The following is a 16,519-nucleotide window of genomic DNA, read 5'->3' on the forward strand; positions in this document are numbered from 1 at the left end:
TGGCCATTCGGCGGCGAACAGCCGCGCCATCTCCGCCGCGAAGGGCGCCGCCTCGAAGCGCTTGCGGTCGATCACCGTAATTTGTCACCGTAATTTAATTGACGGGGAGGGCACGATTTCCGGCCTGCTCTTTAGGAAGCCGAAATCATCCCCGCTGCTGAGCCAGCTATCGGCCAAATCCCTGAGTGCCAACGCAGAATATAGAAGACTATCAGGACAAGTTCGCCGCTTGTCACCCCCACCGGCAGCTAATGCGCGATGTGATTGCGGGCAGTCAGGCGGCGACGCTAACCCGGCGCTACTCTAGATGTTAGTGGCGACAGCCGAACTAATTGGGATGATGTCTACGCCGTTGCGCAGAACGTCCAAATGATCGCTCAACCACTGCGCCATCTTCACGCGCTCATCCCAATGCGCGCCTCGATGATAGGCTGCCCGGACCTTGTCGCTGTCACCATGTGCCAAGGCTCGTTCAATCGCGTCTGGGTGCCACTTACCGCACTCGTTCAGCAGCGTTGACGCCATCGCCCGGAAGCCGTGGGCCGTCATTTCATCGCTGGCATAGCCTAGCCGCCGCAACCCGGCATTGATCGTGTTCTCGCTCATTGGCCGCGTTCGGGTACGGATCGAGGGGAACACAAACCCGGTTGGCCCGGACACCTCCTGCGCCTCGCGGAACAACGCCACCGCCTGCCGCGACAGCGGCACATGATGTGGCTTTCGCATTTTCATCTTTTCCGCCGGTATGATCCACAGCGCCCCGTCCAGATCGATTTCGCTCCAGTCGGCATGGCGCAGTTCGCCGGGGCGCACGAACACATGCGGCGCAATCTGCATCGCCAGCTTCGTGAATCCCTGCCCCTCGTAGCCGTCGATTGCGCGCAGCAACTCCCCGACGCGGCTGGCCTTCGTGACCGCGCCATAGTGCGTCACCTTGGGGGCAGTCAGCGCGCCGCGCAGATCGCGCGTCGGGTCGGACGAAAGTCGCGCCGTCGCCACCGCGTAGCGAAATACGGCGCTAGCGAGTTGCAGGGTGCGCCGCGCGCTCTCCAGATTGCCCTTGCCCTCAATCTTGCGAATGGCGCTCAGCACGTCGGCGGGCTCGATTTCGTTGATCGCCAGCCGCCCGATCGATCCGTTCAGCAGGGAAAGCAGATATCCGCTGCGGCTGGCCGTCGCCGGTGCCGACGCCTTCTCACCGTCACGCTTGCGCTTGGCGCAATATTCGTCGGCAATCACCGTGAAGGTGTTGTCGGCATCAAGCCGCGAACGGACCTTGCTCCGCTGCCGCTCGCGGGAAGGGTCTTTGCCAGACGCGACCAGCTCGCGCGCCTCATCCCGCCGTTTGCGGGCATCGCTCAGGCTAACATCGGGATAGGTGCCAAAGCCCAATTTCTTCTCGCGCCCATCGACTCGGTACTTCAGCCGCCACAGCCTGCCACCGGACGGCTGGACCAACAGGAACAGGCCGAGCGAATCGGCAAGCTTGTAAGGCTTGGGCCGGGGCTTCGCGTTTCGGATTGCAATGTCTGTCAGGGCCACGGTTATCGCCTTTCCCGCTGAAGTGGCCCCCAGCGTGGGGGCCACCCGCATTGCCCTTTGTTCTTGGCCCCCACAATGGCCCCCACATAAAGGCGACTTTGAGCGGACACGCTTGAACGCGAGCGGTCAATGAGCGCTAAGAATACGTTGATTTTCTGCGGTTTATCCAGACAGTGGCGGGCGTCGATGAACAGGGAAGTGGAGCGGGTAGCGGGAATCGAACCCGCGTATTCAGCTTGGAAGGCTGCTGCACTACCATTGTGCTATACCCGCCCGGAGCCGTTCGTCCGGCGTCGATGCGCGGCGCGAGTGCCACAGGGGATGGTTGAGCGTCAACCGCCGATGGCGCCGCGCGCTAGAATCCGAAGCTGGCTTGCGGCGAGGGTCGCGGCGTTTCGTCCTTGGCGAACGCCACGCCCTCCAGCGTCAGCATCCGCGCCTTGGCCTGCGATCCGCCGGGCGCGGAAAAGCCGCCGATGCGGTTGCCCGCCGCCAGGACGCGGTGGCAGGGGATGATCAGCGGGACGGGATTGCTTCCCATCGCCTGGCCGACATCGCGGGCCGCCTCGGGGCCAGCGCCGATGGCCTTGGCGACTGCGCCATAAGTCGTGCTTTCCCCCCATCTGAGCGCGCGGACGGCGGCGTAGATCCGGGTGAAGAGCGGGCTCTGCTCGCCGATATCGAGCGGCAGATCGCTGAAATCGATCGGTTCGCCGGTGAAATAGCGGCGGATATCGGCGATGATCGCGGCCATCCCTGGCGGCGGATCGCTCGCATCGGCATCGGGCAGGCGGCGGCGGATGGCACGCTCGGATTCGGCCGCGCTGGCCGACGGCAGGCGCAGCGCAGTGACGCCATTGCCGTTCCAGGCGATCGCGACGATGCCGTGCGCGGTCTCGAAGCTGTGGTAGCGCTGCATGCCGGCAAGATCGCGCGCCCGTCGCGGGGTTGCAAGGGCAACCGGCCATGCTAGCCAAGCGGCATGGGCACCTACGACATACACGACCCGCGCTTCCGCGCGCTGATCGCCAATCAGGAGGATCTGGCGAAGCTCGCGGACGGATGCCGGTGGAGCGAGGGCGCGCTGTACGTGCCCGCGGGGCGCTATCTCGTCTGGTCGGACATCCCGAACGACCGGATGCTGCGCTACGACGAGACCGACGATTCGGTGTCGGTCTTTCGCCAGCCCTGCGGTCACGCCAATGGCAACACGCTCGACCTGCAGGGCCGGATGGTGAGTTGCGAGCATTCGGGGCGGCGCGTGTCCCGCACCGAGCATGACGGATCGGTCACCGTGCTGGCGGACCGGTTCGAGGGGAAACGGCTCAACTCGCCCAACGATGTGGTGGTGAAGTCCGACGGATCGGTGTGGTTCAGCGACCCGACCTATGGGATCGACAGCGACTATGAGGGCCGCTTCGCCGAGAGCGAGATCGGGGCAAGTAATGTCTATCGTGTCGATCCTTCGGGCGCGGTGACGGCGGTGGTGACCGATCGGGTGCGGCCCAACGGGCTCGCCTTCTCGCCCGACGAGAGCCTGCTCTACGTCGCCGATACCGGGGTGACGCATGTGGCGGACCTGCCGCGGACGATCCATGCCTATCCGGTCAAGGACGGCGGTCTGGGGACGCCGAGCCTGTTCGCGACCTGCCCGCACGGGGCCTATGACGGGTTCCGGGTCGATGTGCAGGGCAATGTCTGGACCTCGGCGGGCTCGAATGTCTTCTGCTACGCGCCCGACGGCACGCATCTGGGGACGATCAAGGTGGGTGAAACCGTCGCCAATGTCTGCTTCGGCGGGCCGCAGCGGAACCGGCTGTTCATCGCGGCGCGGACGTCGCTCTATTCGGTGCATCTCAGGGTCCGGGGGATTTGATGAAGGTTGCGATCGTCACGGGCGCCGGGAGCGGGGTCGGGCGGGCTTCGGCTGAGGCGCTGGCGGTGCATGGGTTCGCGGTGGTGCTGGCCGGGCGCCGAAGGGTCGAGCTCGACGAGACCGCGGCGATCATCGCGACACGGGGCGGCGAGGTGATCGCGGTGCCCACCGACATCAGCGACGAGGCGCAGGTCGATGCGCTGTTCGCGCGCGCCGTGGACGCGTTCGGGCGGGTCGACCTGCTGTTCAACAATGCCGGGATGGGGGCGTTCGGGCCGATCGAGGAGGTATCGGTCGAGAGCTGGCGGCAGGTGTTCGACGTCAATGTGACCGGGGTCTTCCTCTGCACCCGCGCCGCGGTTCGCCAGATGAAGGCGCAGGCGCCGCAGGGCGGGCGGATCATCAACAATGGCTCGATCTCGGCGCACGTGCCGCGGATGCATTCCTCGGTCTACACTGCGAGCAAGCATGCGGTGAGCGGGCTGACCAAGGCGACCGCGCTCGAGGGGCGGGCCTTCAACATCGCCTGCGGGCAGATCGATATCGGCAACGCCGTGACGCCGATGCTGCAGGGCGGCGGGCCGGGAGCGCTCCAGCCCGATATGAGTCTCAAGCCCGAGCCCAATATCGACGTCGCCGAGGTGGCGCGCGCGGTGGCCTATATGGCGAGCCTGCCGCTGGGGGCGAACGTGCTCACCATGACGGTGATGGCGACCGGCATGCCCTATGTGGGCAGGGGTTGAGCCGCGGAAAGTTAGGCGAAAGTTAGGCCTGTGCGTGTTTTTCGCAGCGAGAATATTACAAAACGGAAAGTCAGTCGAAAGTCAGCCCAAAACGCGTTTTTCGTGGTCTTGCGATGTCAAAGAGCGGCGGATGGGCGAGCCGCCCGATCCGGCAGGATGAGCCAAGCAGGTGAAATCCAACATTTCAAGCGGTGAAGCCCCGGATGAGCCCCGGATTGCAGGGGGGCGGCGCAGACTCTAGAGAGCGCCGCGACATGGCACGTATCGAAACCCCCAAACGCATCCGCGGCACCCAGGATATTTTCGGCGAGGAGCAGCGCCGGTTCGCGCATGTGCTCGACAGGTTCGATCATGTCCGGCGGCTCTATTGCTTCCAGCGCGTCGAGGTGCCGGTGTTCGAGGCGACCGGGGTGTTCGCGCGGAGCATGGGCGAGACTTCGGACGTGGTCTCGAAGGAGATGTACACCTTCGAGGATCGCGGCGGGGATTCGCTGACGCTGCGGCCCGAGTTCACCGCGGGGATCGCGCGCGCCTTCATCACCGAGGGCTGGCTGCAGCATGTGCCGATGAAGCTGGTCACCAGCGGCGCGGTGTTCCGCTACGAGCGGCCGCAGAAAGGCCGGTTCCGCCAGTTTCACCAGATCGACGCCGAGATCATCGGCGCGCCCGAGCCGGCGGCGGATGTCGAGCTGCTCGTGCTCGCGGACCAGCTGCTCCATGAGCTGGGAATCTCCGACGGGGTGACGCTCCAGCTCAACACGCTGGGCGATGCCGAGACGCGCGATGCGTGGCGGACGGCTTTGGTGGCGCATTTCGAGGCGCATCGCGGCGAGCTGTCCGAGGACAGCCTGGCGCGGCTCGAGAAGAACCCGATGCGGATTCTCGATTCGAAGGACCCGCGCGACCGGCCGATTGCGGATAGCGCGCCGGGGATCGACGAATTCCTGACCGGGGAGGCCGCTGCCTTCTTCAAGGCGGTGACCGACGGGCTCGACGCGGCGGGGGTGAAATGGACCCGCAACGACCGGCTGGTGCGTGGGCTCGACTATTACCGCCACACCGCGTTCGAGTTCGTGACCGACCGGCTGGGGGCGCAGGGGACGGTGCTGGCGGGCGGGCGCTATGACGGGCTGATCGGCTCGCTGGGCGGGCCGGAGACGGCGGGTGTGGGCTGGGCTGCGGGGGTCGAGCGGTTGGCAATGTTGATCGAGGAGCCGGCTGCAAGCCTATCCGATTTTGCTGTGATCCCGATGGACGCAGAGTCGGAAGGCAAAGCCCAAGCGCTCCAGCGCTTGCTTCGGGCGCTCGGCTATTCGGCCGAACAACCATTTCGAGGGAATCGAAAGTATCGTTTTGAGCGAGCTCAAAAGAACCGAGTGGGCGCCATTGTCTTCGCGCAAGAAGGCCGTGCTGCGGAACTTGGGGCCTGCCTTGTTGAGCTGAAAATTCTGGATCGGACGCGGTCGGTCGACGGGCTGGATTTTTCATCGGAGGAGGCACTGGCGGCAACGCTGATGAAGCGAATTTCGGACCTCGTTTTCGTTCGAGTTGAACCGGGCAACGGGCAGTTCGATTTCAAGATTTACGTGACCTGGAAATGACCCGCATTCCAGCCGACCGCATCGCCGCCATCGAGGCGCGGCGGGACGAATTGCAGGCGCTGATGGCAACCGGCGATCTGCCGTCGGATCGCTTTGTCGCGGTTTCCAAGGAATATGCCGAGCTCGAGCCGGTCGCGCAGGCGGCGGGGGAGGTACGGCGGTTGCGGGCCGAGGCGGTGGCGCTCCAGCATATGACCCACGACGCGGACGACGAACTGCGCCACATGGCCGAGCACGAGCTGATCGAGAATCGCACCGCGCTCGAGGTGGCGGATCGTCGACTGGCGCTCGCCTTGCTTCCGAAGGACGCGGCTGACGAGCGCGCCGGGATGCTCGAAATCCGCGCGGGGACGGGCGGGGACGAGGCGGCGCTCTTCGCGGGCGACCTGTTCCGCATGTATCAGCGCTATGCCGACAAAATGGGATGGAAGGTCGAATTGATCTCGGCCTCGCCGTCCGAAGCGGGGGGCTACAAGGAAGTCATCGCTTCGATCGCGGGGCAGGGCGTGTTCGCGCGGATGAAGTTCGAGAGCGGGGTGCACCGGGTGCAGCGCGTGCCGGTGACCGAGGCGGGCGGGCGCATCCATACCTCCGCCGCCACCGTCGCGGTGCTGCCCGAGGCACAGGATGTCGATGTCCAGATCGACGACAAGGATTTGCGGATCGACGTGTACCGGGCGTCGGGCTCGGGCGGGCAGCATGTGAACACCACCGATTCGGCGGTGCGGATCACCCATATCCCGACCGGGCTGATCGTCACCCAGCAGGACGAGAAGTCGCAGCACAAGAACAAGGCCAAGGCGATGCAGGTGCTCCGCACGCGGCTGTTCGAGAAGGAGCGCGAGCGGCTCGACGCCGAGCGTTCGGGCGCGCGCAAGTCGATGGTGGGATCGGGGGATCGTTCGGAGCGGATCCGGACCTATAATTTCCCGCAGGGGCGGGTGACCGATCACCGGATCAATCTGACGCTGCACCGGCTGCCCGAGATACTGGAGGGCGAGATGGACGAGCTGCTCGGCGCGCTGATCGCGCAGGACGAGGCCGACCGGCTGGCGCAGCTGGATGGGTGAGCCGAGAAGCCCTCTCCCCTCCGGGGAGAGGGTTGGGAGAGGGGCAGTGCCTGACGATAGCGATTCCGACTCCCCCTCTCCCCAACCCTCTCCCCGGAGGGGAGAGGGAGTTCGGGCGGCGCTCGTTGCTGCGGCGGGACAACTCGCTGGCGTTTCCGATACCGCTCGCCTCGACGCCGAGTTGCTGATGGCACACGCCCTCGGGGTCTCGCGGCAGGACTTGCTGCTCAGGCATCTCGACGACCCCGAGCCTGCCGCTTTCTCCGCGCTGCTCGAGCGCCGCCTCGCGCATGAGCCGGTCGCCTATATCGTCGGCCGCCGCGCCTTCTGGACGATCGAGCTCGCCGTGGGTCCCGGCGCGCTCGTGCCTCGGGCGGACAGCGAGACCTTGCTGGAAGCGGCGGTGGCGCATTTCGGCGCGCGTGCGCCCCGGCGCATCCTCGATCTGGGAACCGGACCGGGGACCCTGCTCCTCGCCGCGCTCGATCAATGGCCGGACGCCACGGGGATCGGCATCGATGCCTCCGGGGACGCCCTGGCCTATGCCCGGCGCAATGCCGCAGCCTTTGCAACCCGCGCCGAATTCCGGCTCGGCGACTGGGCCAGGGGCATCGACGAGCGCTTCGACCTGATCCTCGCCAATCCGCCCTATATCGGGACAGCCGAGCTGCTGCCCGCGGAGGTCCGTGAGCACGAGCCCGCCGCCGCGCTGTTCGCCGGCGCCGACGGTCTCGTCGATTACCGCCGTATCGTCCCCGATCTGTCGCGCCTTCTCGCGCCGGGCGGAATCGCGGTGCTGGAGATCGGCTCTACCCAGGCGGAGGCCGTTTCGGCGCTCGTCCGCAAACATGGGTTAAGTCCGGCCGTAATTTTCGATCTTAAGGGACATCCCCGAGTGGTCTCGGCCCTTGAATCGTAGCAAAAGCACAACATATTTCTGCTTGGATATTGGTGCTGCACCCGCTAATAGGGCGACGGGGTAGGGCACATTCAACCAAGCCGTTGAAATTAGGGCGTTGAAAGCGCAGCCCCAATCCATCGTCATGTGAGCCGCTGCAGTCCGGTGGCCATGGCAAAGCGGACTGCGCCAGCATTGGCGCGGCCCCGCACATGTAAACTGCATCCGGGACCCAGATGGACCGACGGACAGCTTAGTAAAGACAGGACAGACAGACCTTGATGAACAATCGTCAGGCAAACGGCCGCCGTCGCGGCCGTGGCGGTCAGCAGCAGCGCCAGGGCGGCGGCAACGCCAACCAGCGCGACAATGGCAACCGCATCGACAATCGGGCCCGCGGCAATGCCGCGCAGCTGCTCGAGAAATACAAGAATCTCGCGCGCGACGCGCAGATGCAGGGCGATCGGGTCAACACCGAATATTATCTGCAGTTCGCCGACCATTATTTCCGCGTGCTGAGCGAGACCCGCTCGCGCTTCGAAGAGAATAATCCCGGCCAGCAGGCCCCGCGGATCTCGCGCCCGGATCTCGAGGACGATGATTTCGCCGAGGCCGAGGCCAATGAGGGCGGCCGCGACGATCGTCCGCAGGCGCGCGAAGAGCGCGAGCCCCGCGAGGAGCGTTATGCCCGCGAGGATAATGGCGACCGCGGGCGCGACGATCGCGGTAACCGCGATGACCGCGGGAATCGCGACGAGTATCGCCGCAACGGCCGCGCGAACGGCAATGGCCATCATCAGGCCGAGGGTCAGGATGAGGGCTATGAGCCCCGCCGCGAGACCCGCGACGAGGGGGAGGTGCAGCCGCGCCGCCGCGGCAATATCCGCCCGCGCCGCGAGGAAGCGCGCCAGGACGAAGCGCCCTCGGGCCTCGACCTCGCGGTGCTGCCGCCGGCGATCGCGACCGAGTCCGCGGACGAGGAGCCCAAAGCCAAGCCCCGCCGCGGCCGCCCGCGCCGCGATGCGGATGCTCCGGCCGCCTGACCCGGTTCACCGCGCAACACGATAGCGGCCCGCCTCCCCATCCCGGGAGGCGGGCCGTTTCGTTTCGGACAGCTAGTGTTCATCTTCCGGCCTGCTAGTCTCGTCCCCAAGCATTAGGGGAGGATGGCCATGCGCCAGCTGGTATTGGCATCGGCACTGGTTTTGATCGCGGCACCGCTCGCTGCGCAGGCGCAGGTCGCACCCTCGGTGCCCGCCCCCGATCAGACCGCGCAGGGCGAAGTCTCGCTCACCATCTACAATGACAATCAGGCGTTGGTGCAGGACAAGCGCGTGCTCGATCTGGCGACCGGCCGCACGCGCCAGGAATTCCCCGACGTCTCCGCCGCGATCCGGCCCGAGACGGTGACGCTGTCGGGCGGCGGGCTCAGCGTGGTCGAGCAGAATTTCGACTATGACCTGCTGACGCCCGAGAAACTGATGGACAAGGCGATCGGCCAGACGGTCACGCTCGTCCGCCGCGACGAGACGGGCAAGGAGACCCGCGAGAGTGCGCGCGTGCTCGCCAACAATAACGGCACCGTGGTCCAGATCGGCAACCGGATCGAGGTGCTGGCGCCCGGCACGCGGGTGATCTTCCCGGCGCTGCCGCCGAACCTGCGCGCACGGCCGACGCTGTCGGTCACGGTCGAGAGCGCGACCGCGGGGCCGCGTCCGGTGACGATCAACTATCTGACCTCGGGGCTGGGCTGGCGCGCCGACTATGTCGTGCTGTTCGACGAGGGCGCGGGCAAGATGGACGTGCAGGGCTGGGTGACGCTCGCCAACACCACCGGCACCAATTTCATCAACGCCAACCTGCTGCTCGTCGCGGGCGCGCCCGGATCGAACCAGCGCGTCTATCGCCAGCCCGCCATCCCCGGCAACAGCCAGGGCACCGAGAGCGCCAATCGCGAGCGGCTGGGCGATTTCTATGTCTATCCGCTCGCGCAGCGCACCACCGTCGCCAATGCCCAGCAGAAGCAGGTGAGCTTCCTCGACGTGGGCGGGGCGCCCGCGAGCAAGGCCTATTATTACCGCAACGACTGGCTGGGCGCGTCGGACGACCCCGCCAGCTTCAGCACGGTGCTGCGCTTCTCGACCTCGCGCAACGGCGGGCTGGGCGACGCGCTGCCTGCGGGGATCGTCCGCGTCTATATGCGCGATGCGCGCGGGGTGCCGCAGTTCATCGGCGAGAGCCGGATCGGGCACACGCAGATGGGATCGAATGTCGCGATCCGGACCGGCGACGCGTTCGACGTGCGGATCCAGCCCGTGGTCGAGAAGCGCGAGCGGCTGGGCGACGGCAAGTGGCGCACGACCATGCGCTACCGGCTGACCAATGCGCGCGGGACGCCCGTCGTCGCCGAACTCGCGCAGGGCGGGCTCGATAGCGGCTGGCAGGATACGCGGATCGAGAGCGAGAGCCAGCCGAGCGAGCGCGTCAGTGCCGATGAGGCGCTGTGGAAGGTGAGCGTGCCCGCCAATGGCGAGGCGATCGTCACCGCCGTCTTCATCACCCGGTACTGAGGGCAGGCCGGTGCGGACGATCCGCGCCCTGATCCTGCTCCTGGCGGCGCTCGCGGCATGGCCCGCGTTCGCCCAGCCCGCGATCACGTCGCCCGGGCCGGACACGGTGTCGGTGACCATCTACACCGTGCCGGGCGGGGGCCGGCTCGATCTGAGCTGGCTCCAGGGCTATGCGCTGATCACCGAGAAGCGGACGGTGCGTATCCCGGCGGGCCGCTCCGTGATCCGCTTCGAAGGCGTCGCCAGCGGCATCTTCCCCGAAAGCGCGTTGATCACCGGGCTGCCCGACGGGGTGCTCGAGAAGAATCTCGACGCCGACCTGCTCTCGCCGCGCAGCCTTTACGCACGCAGCTTCGGGCGGCCGGTGATGCTCACGCACCGCAACGCCAACGGGACGATGGTGAGCGAGCGGGCGATCATCCGTTCCGCCCCCGGCGGCGCGGCGATCTTCGAGACCAGGGACGGCTTCATTACCGCAGACTGCACCGGCAGCGAGGCGATCGTCTATGACGATGTGCCCGCCGGGCTTTCGGCGAAGCCGACGCTGTCGATCGAGACCAATTCGCCGGTCGAGCGCGAGGTCACGCTGTCGCTTTCCTATCTCGCCTGGGGGTTCGACTGGCAGGTCAACTATGTCGCGACGATGCGCCCCGACGGGAAGCGCGCCGATCTGGTCGCCTGGGTGACGCTGGCGAGCGGCGACATGACCAGCTTCGCCGATGCCGAGACGATGGTGGTCGCGGGTGCGATCAACCGCGAGGAGGACGATGACGATTCGCGCGGCCGCTTCGGCGGCGATCAGTCGCTCCGATTCCAGTGCATGGCGACGCATGTCGATCGCGTCGTCGCGGAGCCGGTGACGGTCGATGCGATCTCGGCGGAGGACGTCGGCCAATTTCCCAATCGGAACGTGAAGCGCAACTCGGACACCGTCGTCGATGCGATCACTGCCGAGGATCTGGGCGACGTGAAGCTCTATCGCGTGCCCGAGCGCACCACGGTGGCGTCGAACAGCCAGAAGCAGGTGCTCCTGTTCGACCGGCCCTCGGTGCCGGTGGAGATCGTGTACCGCGCCGAGGTGGGGATCGAGGACAATGTCTATCCCATCTCGATGCTGCTCCGGCTCGACAATACCAAGGCGCGCGGGCTCGGCATTCCGCTGCCACGCGGCGATGTCGCGCTGTTCGAGCCGCTGGGCGAGCGGCGGCTGCTGGCGGGCGAGGGGAGCATCTACGACCGCGCGGTGGGCGAGCGGATCGACATCGATATGGGCGAGGTCGATCAGGTCAGCGCCGGTTTCGTGCCGGCGGCGCCCAAGCGCGGCTGGGAGAGCCGGGTGCTGACCGCGACCAACGCCAATCCCTATCCGGTGCAATTCGAGGCGCGGATCGATCTGAGCGATCAGACACTCCCGGTCGAAGACCGCGGCAAGCCCCGGCGGGTGCGCGGCGACGCGCCGCTGAGCTGGCGCAACGGCAAGGCCTATTGGTCGGTCGAGATTCCCGCCAATTCGACGGTGACGCTGCGGCTGCGCAAATAGGACCGGCCGTTTTGCATTCGCGCGCGAAACGTGGGAAAACTCGGCGCCTACGCTGAAGAGGAGCATGGGCGATGACCATCGCGGCAATCCTGAGCGGTAAGGGGCAGGATGTGGTTTCGATCTCGGGCGATCGGACCGTGGCGGAGGCGGTCGCGCTTCTGGCCGGCAAGCGCATCGGCGCGGTGCCGGTGATCGAGGGCGACACGGTCGCCGGCATCTTCTCCGAACGCGACGTGATCTACTGCCTCCAGCGTGAGGGCTCGGCGGCGCTCGACCGCAAGGTGGCCGAGGTGATGACCGCGCCCGCCATCTCGGTGGGGCCGGGCGAGGCGGCGCTCAACGCGCTTGCGCTGATGACCAAGCGGCGAATCCGCCATCTGCCGGTGATCGAACGGGGGCGCTGCGTCGGCTTCATCTCGATCGGCGACCTGGTGAAGTACCGGATCGAGAAGATTGAGACCGAGGCCGAGGCGATGCGGAGCTATATCCAGTCGGCTTAGCTTGTGCCGATATTCAGCCCATGCCGGCCTGCAAATGGCGCTGTTCCGCGCTTCCGGTGCTCACGTGCCGAAAGCACGCTGCGCTCCGGGTCACGAAACATCACCATTTTCGACTCGGCCTGAGCTGAATCTCGACACAAGCTACAACGCTGGGTTCAGCTCTTGCGCTTCCGCACCATGTCGATGACTTCCTCGATCGTGCCCTTGGCGAACACCGCGAGCCATGCGCCATAGGCGGCGACCCCGGTGCAGGCGAGGAAGGCGAGGTGCGAGAGCGGCGCCATCGGCGGGAGCCCGTCGTCGAGCAGCGACACGATCAGCGCCATCGCCACCGCGGCGAGCGCGGGCGGGGTGATCGCATCGACCAGGTCGCGCGTCCGCACGCCGATCACCGGCAGTGTCCGCCACGCGCTGATCCCCAGATAGAAGGGATAGGCGACGAACCAGGCCGCGACGATGCCCATCACGCCCCAATGGACCCCGACCAGGAAGGTGACCGGCAGCAGGACCGCGCCGGTCAGGCCGTTGCGCGCGCCGATATCGGGGCGGCCGATCGCGTCGGTCGCAGGGGCGAACAGGATCTGCAGCGTCATCATCGGCATCGCCAGCGCGAGCCAGTGCACGATGTCCGCCGCTTCATGCCATTGCGGGCCGAGCACCACCGCGACCAGCGGGCGCGCGGTGGCGGCGAGGCCCAGATAGAAGGGGAGGCCGACGACCAGGATGATCCGCGCCGAGCGGACGAACGCCGCGGCGATCGCGCCCGCTTCATGCTGCATCCGGGCATAGGCCGAGAAGGCGACCTCGTTGAGCGGGGGGACGAACTTCGAGACGAAGATCTGGGTGAGGAACAGGCTGGTGGTGTAAATGCCCAGCTCGTGCGGCGAGAACATGCGGCCGGCGATGAACACATCGGCCTGGCTCTGCAGGAACCAGAAGATCTGCCCCGCCGCCATCACGCCCCCGTAGCGCGCGATGTCGCCCGCGCCGCGGAAATCGAAGCTCGGCCACATCAGCGAACGTGCCGCGATGGTCATGCCGATCGCGCGGGTGAAGAAGAGCGCGAGCGGGGCGAGGACGAGCGTCCAGACGCCGAGCCCCGAAAGCGCGCCCGCGAGCGCGGTGAAGGCGCCGGCGAGCGCGGAGAACAGGTTGACCTGCGCCTGCTTGCGGAAATCCATCGCGCGCGCGAGCAGTGCATAGGGGAGGGCGATGAAGGGCGTCGCCAGATAGAGCAGCGCCTGGACGTGGAGCAGCTGCGTCACGATCGGCTGGCGATAATAGGCGGCGGCGAGCGGGGCGGCGAGGAACTGTGCCAGCGCAAGCGCGCCGTTGAGCAGGATGAGCATGCCGAACAGCTGGCGCTGGGCGTGGCGGTCCGCGTCTCCGCGCCGCACCAGCGCGCTCGCGAGGCCATAGCCGTTGAGCATGTTGAGCAGCACCAGGATCACCTGGGTCATCGCGAACAGCCCGTAGTCGCTGGGGCTGAGGATGCGAATCACGAGGAAGGTGGAGGCCCAGGTGATGATCTGGCCGAGAATCTGGGTGCCCGATCGCCAGATCACGGCGCTGCGCACCTGATCGCGCAGCGATTCGGACGGCTGATTCGGATTGGCGGCGGTGGTTTCGGTCACCCGGCGCTAATGCCACAGCACGTGTTTACGGCGCGTAAAGCGCGGATTTCCGTGGGTTTTGGGGGTGTTGGAGAAAAAGCGACATAAAATTGCAAAACGCTGTTGACCGAATCAAACCCCCCACATATATGCCCCTCCACCGCAGCGACGGGCCACACGGTTCGCTTCTACGGTCACCAAAAACCAGGCGCCAGACCGCCCCACTAAAAAAGGGGTACGGTAAGGCGTCGGTCTTTTGCGCTCTTTGACATTGTGATTTTAGATGAAGGGACATGTGGGCGGCGGCCCCGGGTCCAACGGCTTCAAGGCGTTGGATACTCGGTAAAAAAGCTAAGTCGCTCTTACATGTCCTTACACGTTTCCATACGTGAATTGAATTTTGTGCAGAGCGGCTCCTTGAAATGAGCGGTTCGGGCAGGGCATTCCACCTCGCTCGTATCGTACATAAACTTGAGAGTTTGATCATGGCTCAGAATGAACGCTGGCGGCATGCCTAACACATGCAAGTCGAACGAAGGCTTCGGCCTTAGTGGCGCACGGGTGCGTAACGCGTGGGAATCTACCCTTGGGTTCGGAATAACTCTCCGAAAGGAGTGCTAATACCGGATGATGTCGCAAGACCAAAGATTTATCGCCCAGGGATGAGCCCGCGTAGGATTAGCTAGTTGGTGAGGTAAAGGCTCACCAAGGCGACGATCCTTAGCTGGTCTGAGAGGATGATCAGCCACACTGGGACTGAGACACGGCCCAGACTCCTACGGGAGGCAGCAGTGGGGAATATTGGACAATGGGCGAAAGCCTGATCCAGCAATGCCGCGTGAGTGATGAAGGCCTTAGGGTTGTAAAGCTCTTTTACCCGGGATGATAATGACAGTACCGGGAGAATAAGCTCCGGCTAACTCCGTGCCAGCAGCCGCGGTAATACGGAGGGAGCTAGCGTTATTCGGAATTACTGGGCGTAAAGCGCACGTAGGCGGCTTTGTAAGTAAGAGGTGAAAGCCTGGAGCTCAACTCCAGAACTGCCTTTTAGACTGCATCGCTTGAATCCAGGAGAGGTGAGTGGAATTCCGAGTGTAGAGGTGAAATTCGTAGATATTCGGAAGAACACCAGTGGCGAAGGCGGCTCACTGGACTGGTATTGACGCTGAGGTGCGAAAGCGTGGGGAGCAAACAGGATTAGATACCCTGGTAGTCCACGCCGTAAACGATGATAACTAGCTGTCTGGGTACTTGGTACTTAGGTGGCGCAGCTAACGCATTAAGTTATCCGCCTGGGGAGTACGGCCGCAAGGTTAAAACTCAAATGAATTGACGGGGGCCTGCACAAGCGGTGGAGCATGTGGTTTAATTCGAAGCAACGCGCAGAACCTTACCAGCGTTTGACATGGATAGTATGGGTTCCAGAGATGGATCCCTTCAGTTAGGCTGGCTATCACACAGGTGCTGCATGGCTGTCGTCAGCTCGTGTCGTGAGATGTTGGGTTAAGTCCCGCAACGAGCGCAACCCTCGACTTTAGTTGCCATCATTTAGTTGGGTACTCTAAAGTAACCGCCGGTGATAAGCCGGAGGAAGGTGGGGATGACGTCAAGTCCTCATGGCCCTTACGCGCTGGGCTACACACGTGCTACAATGGCAAGTACAGTGGGCAGCAATCCCGCGAGGGTGAGCTAATCTCCAAAACTTGTCTCAGTTCGGATTGTTCTCTGCAACTCGAGAGCATGAAGGCGGAATCGCTAGTAATCGCGGATCAGCATGCCGCGGTGAATACGTTCCCAGGCCTTGTACACACCGCCCGTCACACCATGGGAGTTGGGTTCACCCGAAGGCGTTGCGCTAACTCGCAAGAGAGGCAGGCGACCACGGTGGGCTTAGCGACTGGGGTGAAGTCGTAACAAGGTAGCCGTAGGGGAACCTGCGGCTGGATCACCTCCTTTCTAAGGATATCGGCGGAAAGCGCCGCGAACCTCGGCCATTAGTTGAGCTTCGTGGAAGAGCTTCCTCCATTCCAAAGAACATAGCCGCCGTCCTCATGTCCCTTCATCACTGGATACTGCCTCTTCGGAGGCAGGTGCCTGAGCTGGCTCACGCCGCCCGCGGCCTTTATGGCCGGTTCGGGTATGCGGTGGGGCCGGTAGCTCAGGTGGTTAGAGCGCACGCCTGATAAGCGTGAGGTCGTAGGTTCAACTCCTACTCGGCCCACCATCGCTCAGGCAGGTGGCTTGCAGCCAAAGCGCGCTGACGGGGCCTTAGCTCAGTTGGGAGAGCGCTAGCTTTGCAAGCTTGAGGTCATCGGTTCGATCCCGATAGGCTCCACCACGCTAATCAGATCCAGGGATGAAGAAACGAAATTGCTGCACACATTGTGCGCAGCATGTCGCGGCCTACGGGCCGCAAGCGGTCTTTGACATTGTGAATGGGTTTTTCAAATCGATGCCGTGATCGGCGCCGGTTTCAGCAGTCTTCGGACTGAGGGAGCGTCGTCGATCGAATACGAGCTGAGATAAACATCCGCACCAAGATACTGCGCTTCACTGCTCTGCCGAG

Annotated in this window: 12 protein-coding genes, 3 tRNA genes and 1 rRNA gene; 12 read left to right on the forward strand and 4 right to left on the reverse strand. The window is 64.8% G+C overall.

From position 1 onward, the window contains the following. Window positions 1-303: 303 nt before the first annotated feature. The 3 genes from OF829_RS14840 to OF829_RS14850 form a co-directional block, all read right to left on the reverse strand. On the reverse strand, window positions 304-1,542 hold the full coding sequence (locus tag OF829_RS14840; protein WP_264940882.1) for a tyrosine-type recombinase/integrase: 1,239 nt from the start codon (window positions 1,540-1,542) through the stop codon (window positions 304-306). Between the two features lie 199 nt (window positions 1,543-1,741). Next, a tRNA-Gly gene (locus tag OF829_RS14845) sits at window positions 1,742-1,815 on the reverse strand. A gap of 82 nt (window positions 1,816-1,897) precedes the next feature. Continuing rightward, the gene (locus OF829_RS14850; protein ID WP_264940883.1) at window positions 1,898-2,461 is read right to left on the reverse strand and encodes a methylated-DNA--[protein]-cysteine S-methyltransferase; all 564 of its coding nucleotides are present in this window, start codon (window positions 2,459-2,461) and stop codon (window positions 1,898-1,900) included. A gap of 63 nt (window positions 2,462-2,524) precedes the next feature. On the opposite strand from OF829_RS14850, the gene OF829_RS14855 reads away from it, so the two are divergent. The 9 genes from OF829_RS14855 to OF829_RS14895 all read left to right on the forward strand — a co-directional run bounded on the left by OF829_RS14855 (window position 2,525) and on the right by OF829_RS14895 (window position 12,340). Beyond that, window positions 2,525-3,418: an SMP-30/gluconolactonase/LRE family protein gene (locus OF829_RS14855; RefSeq protein ID WP_264940885.1), complete on the forward strand. Its 894-nt coding sequence runs from the start codon at window positions 2,525-2,527 to the stop codon at window positions 3,416-3,418. Continuing rightward, entirely contained in the window at window positions 3,418-4,161 is a 744-nt protein-coding gene (locus OF829_RS14860; protein WP_264940886.1) for an SDR family oxidoreductase, read from the forward strand. The genes OF829_RS14855 and OF829_RS14860 overlap by 1 nt, the downstream gene beginning before the upstream one ends. Before the next feature lie 254 nt (window positions 4,162-4,415). Next, the gene (gene hisS / locus OF829_RS14865) at window positions 4,416-5,762 is read left to right on the forward strand and encodes a histidine--tRNA ligase (RefSeq protein ID WP_264940888.1); all 1,347 of its coding nucleotides are present in this window, start codon (window positions 4,416-4,418) and stop codon (window positions 5,760-5,762) included. Continuing rightward, on the forward strand, window positions 5,759-6,832 hold the full coding sequence (prfA, locus tag OF829_RS14870; protein ID WP_264940889.1) for a peptide chain release factor 1: 1,074 nt from the start codon (window positions 5,759-5,761) through the stop codon (window positions 6,830-6,832). The genes hisS and prfA overlap by 4 nt, the downstream gene beginning before the upstream one ends. Window positions 6,833-6,878: 46 nt before the next feature. After that, window positions 6,879-7,751 carry a peptide chain release factor N(5)-glutamine methyltransferase gene (gene prmC, locus OF829_RS14875; protein ID WP_264940890.1) on the forward strand — a complete coding sequence of 291 codons (873 nt, stop codon included), beginning with the start codon at window positions 6,879-6,881 and terminating at the stop codon, window positions 7,749-7,751. 260 nt (window positions 7,752-8,011) lie between these two features. Continuing rightward, window positions 8,012-8,773 carry a DUF4167 domain-containing protein gene (locus tag OF829_RS14880; protein WP_264940891.1) on the forward strand — a complete coding sequence of 254 codons (762 nt, stop codon included), beginning with the start codon at window positions 8,012-8,014 and terminating at the stop codon, window positions 8,771-8,773. A gap of 123 nt (window positions 8,774-8,896) precedes the next feature. Then, window positions 8,897-10,300: a DUF4139 domain-containing protein gene (locus tag OF829_RS14885; RefSeq protein ID WP_406701438.1), complete on the forward strand. Its 1,404-nt coding sequence runs from the start codon at window positions 8,897-8,899 to the stop codon at window positions 10,298-10,300. 10 nt (window positions 10,301-10,310) lie between these two features. After that, the gene (locus OF829_RS14890; protein ID WP_264940893.1) at window positions 10,311-11,840 is read left to right on the forward strand and encodes a DUF4139 domain-containing protein; all 1,530 of its coding nucleotides are present in this window, start codon (window positions 10,311-10,313) and stop codon (window positions 11,838-11,840) included. A gap of 71 nt (window positions 11,841-11,911) precedes the next feature. Continuing rightward, on the forward strand, window positions 11,912-12,340 hold the full coding sequence (locus tag OF829_RS14895; RefSeq protein WP_264940894.1) for a CBS domain-containing protein: 429 nt from the start codon (window positions 11,912-11,914) through the stop codon (window positions 12,338-12,340). 155 nt (window positions 12,341-12,495) lie between these two features. Here OF829_RS14895 and OF829_RS14900 read toward each other — a convergent pair whose 3' ends face one another. Continuing rightward, window positions 12,496-13,974: a lipopolysaccharide biosynthesis protein gene (locus tag OF829_RS14900; protein ID WP_264940895.1), complete on the reverse strand. Its 1,479-nt coding sequence runs from the start codon at window positions 13,972-13,974 to the stop codon at window positions 12,496-12,498. Between the two features lie 446 nt (window positions 13,975-14,420). On the opposite strand from OF829_RS14900, the gene OF829_RS14905 reads away from it, so the two are divergent. From OF829_RS14905 to OF829_RS14915, 3 genes are all read left to right on the forward strand, one after another. Beyond that, window positions 14,421-15,909, forward strand: a 16S ribosomal RNA gene (locus OF829_RS14905). Window positions 15,910-16,100: 191 nt separating this feature from the next. Next, window positions 16,101-16,177 (forward strand) — tRNA-Ile (locus tag OF829_RS14910). A gap of 38 nt (window positions 16,178-16,215) precedes the next feature. Next, window positions 16,216-16,291, forward strand: a tRNA-Ala gene (locus tag OF829_RS14915). Window positions 16,292-16,519 lie beyond the last annotated feature (228 nt).

Source organism: Sphingomonas caeni, from assembly GCF_026013415.1.
In the GTDB taxonomy this organism is placed as follows: Bacteria; Pseudomonadota; Alphaproteobacteria; order Sphingomonadales; family Sphingomonadaceae; genus Sphingomonas; species Sphingomonas caeni.

Bases quoted from the DNA above. Each gene is read 5' to 3' on its own strand.
- OF829_RS14850 (WP_264940883.1), bottom strand. From the start codon at position 2,461: ATGCAGCGCTACCACAGCTTCGAGACCGCGCACGGCATCGTCGCGATC.
- OF829_RS14855 (WP_264940885.1), top strand. From the start codon at position 2,525: ATGGGCACCTACGACATACACGACCCGCGCTTCCGCGCGCTGATCGCC.
- OF829_RS14860 (WP_264940886.1), top strand. From the start codon at position 3,418: ATGAAGGTTGCGATCGTCACGGGCGCCGGGAGCGGGGTCGGGCGGGCT.
- hisS (WP_264940888.1), top strand. From the start codon at position 4,416: ATGGCACGTATCGAAACCCCCAAACGCATCCGCGGCACCCAGGATATT.
- prfA (WP_264940889.1), top strand. From the start codon at position 5,759: ATGACCCGCATTCCAGCCGACCGCATCGCCGCCATCGAGGCGCGGCGG.
- OF829_RS14880 (WP_264940891.1), top strand. From the start codon at position 8,012: ATGAACAATCGTCAGGCAAACGGCCGCCGTCGCGGCCGTGGCGGTCAG.
- OF829_RS14885 (WP_406701438.1), top strand. From the start codon at position 8,897: ATGGCCATGCGCCAGCTGGTATTGGCATCGGCACTGGTTTTGATCGCG.
- OF829_RS14895 (WP_264940894.1), top strand. From the start codon at position 11,912: ATGACCATCGCGGCAATCCTGAGCGGTAAGGGGCAGGATGTGGTTTCG.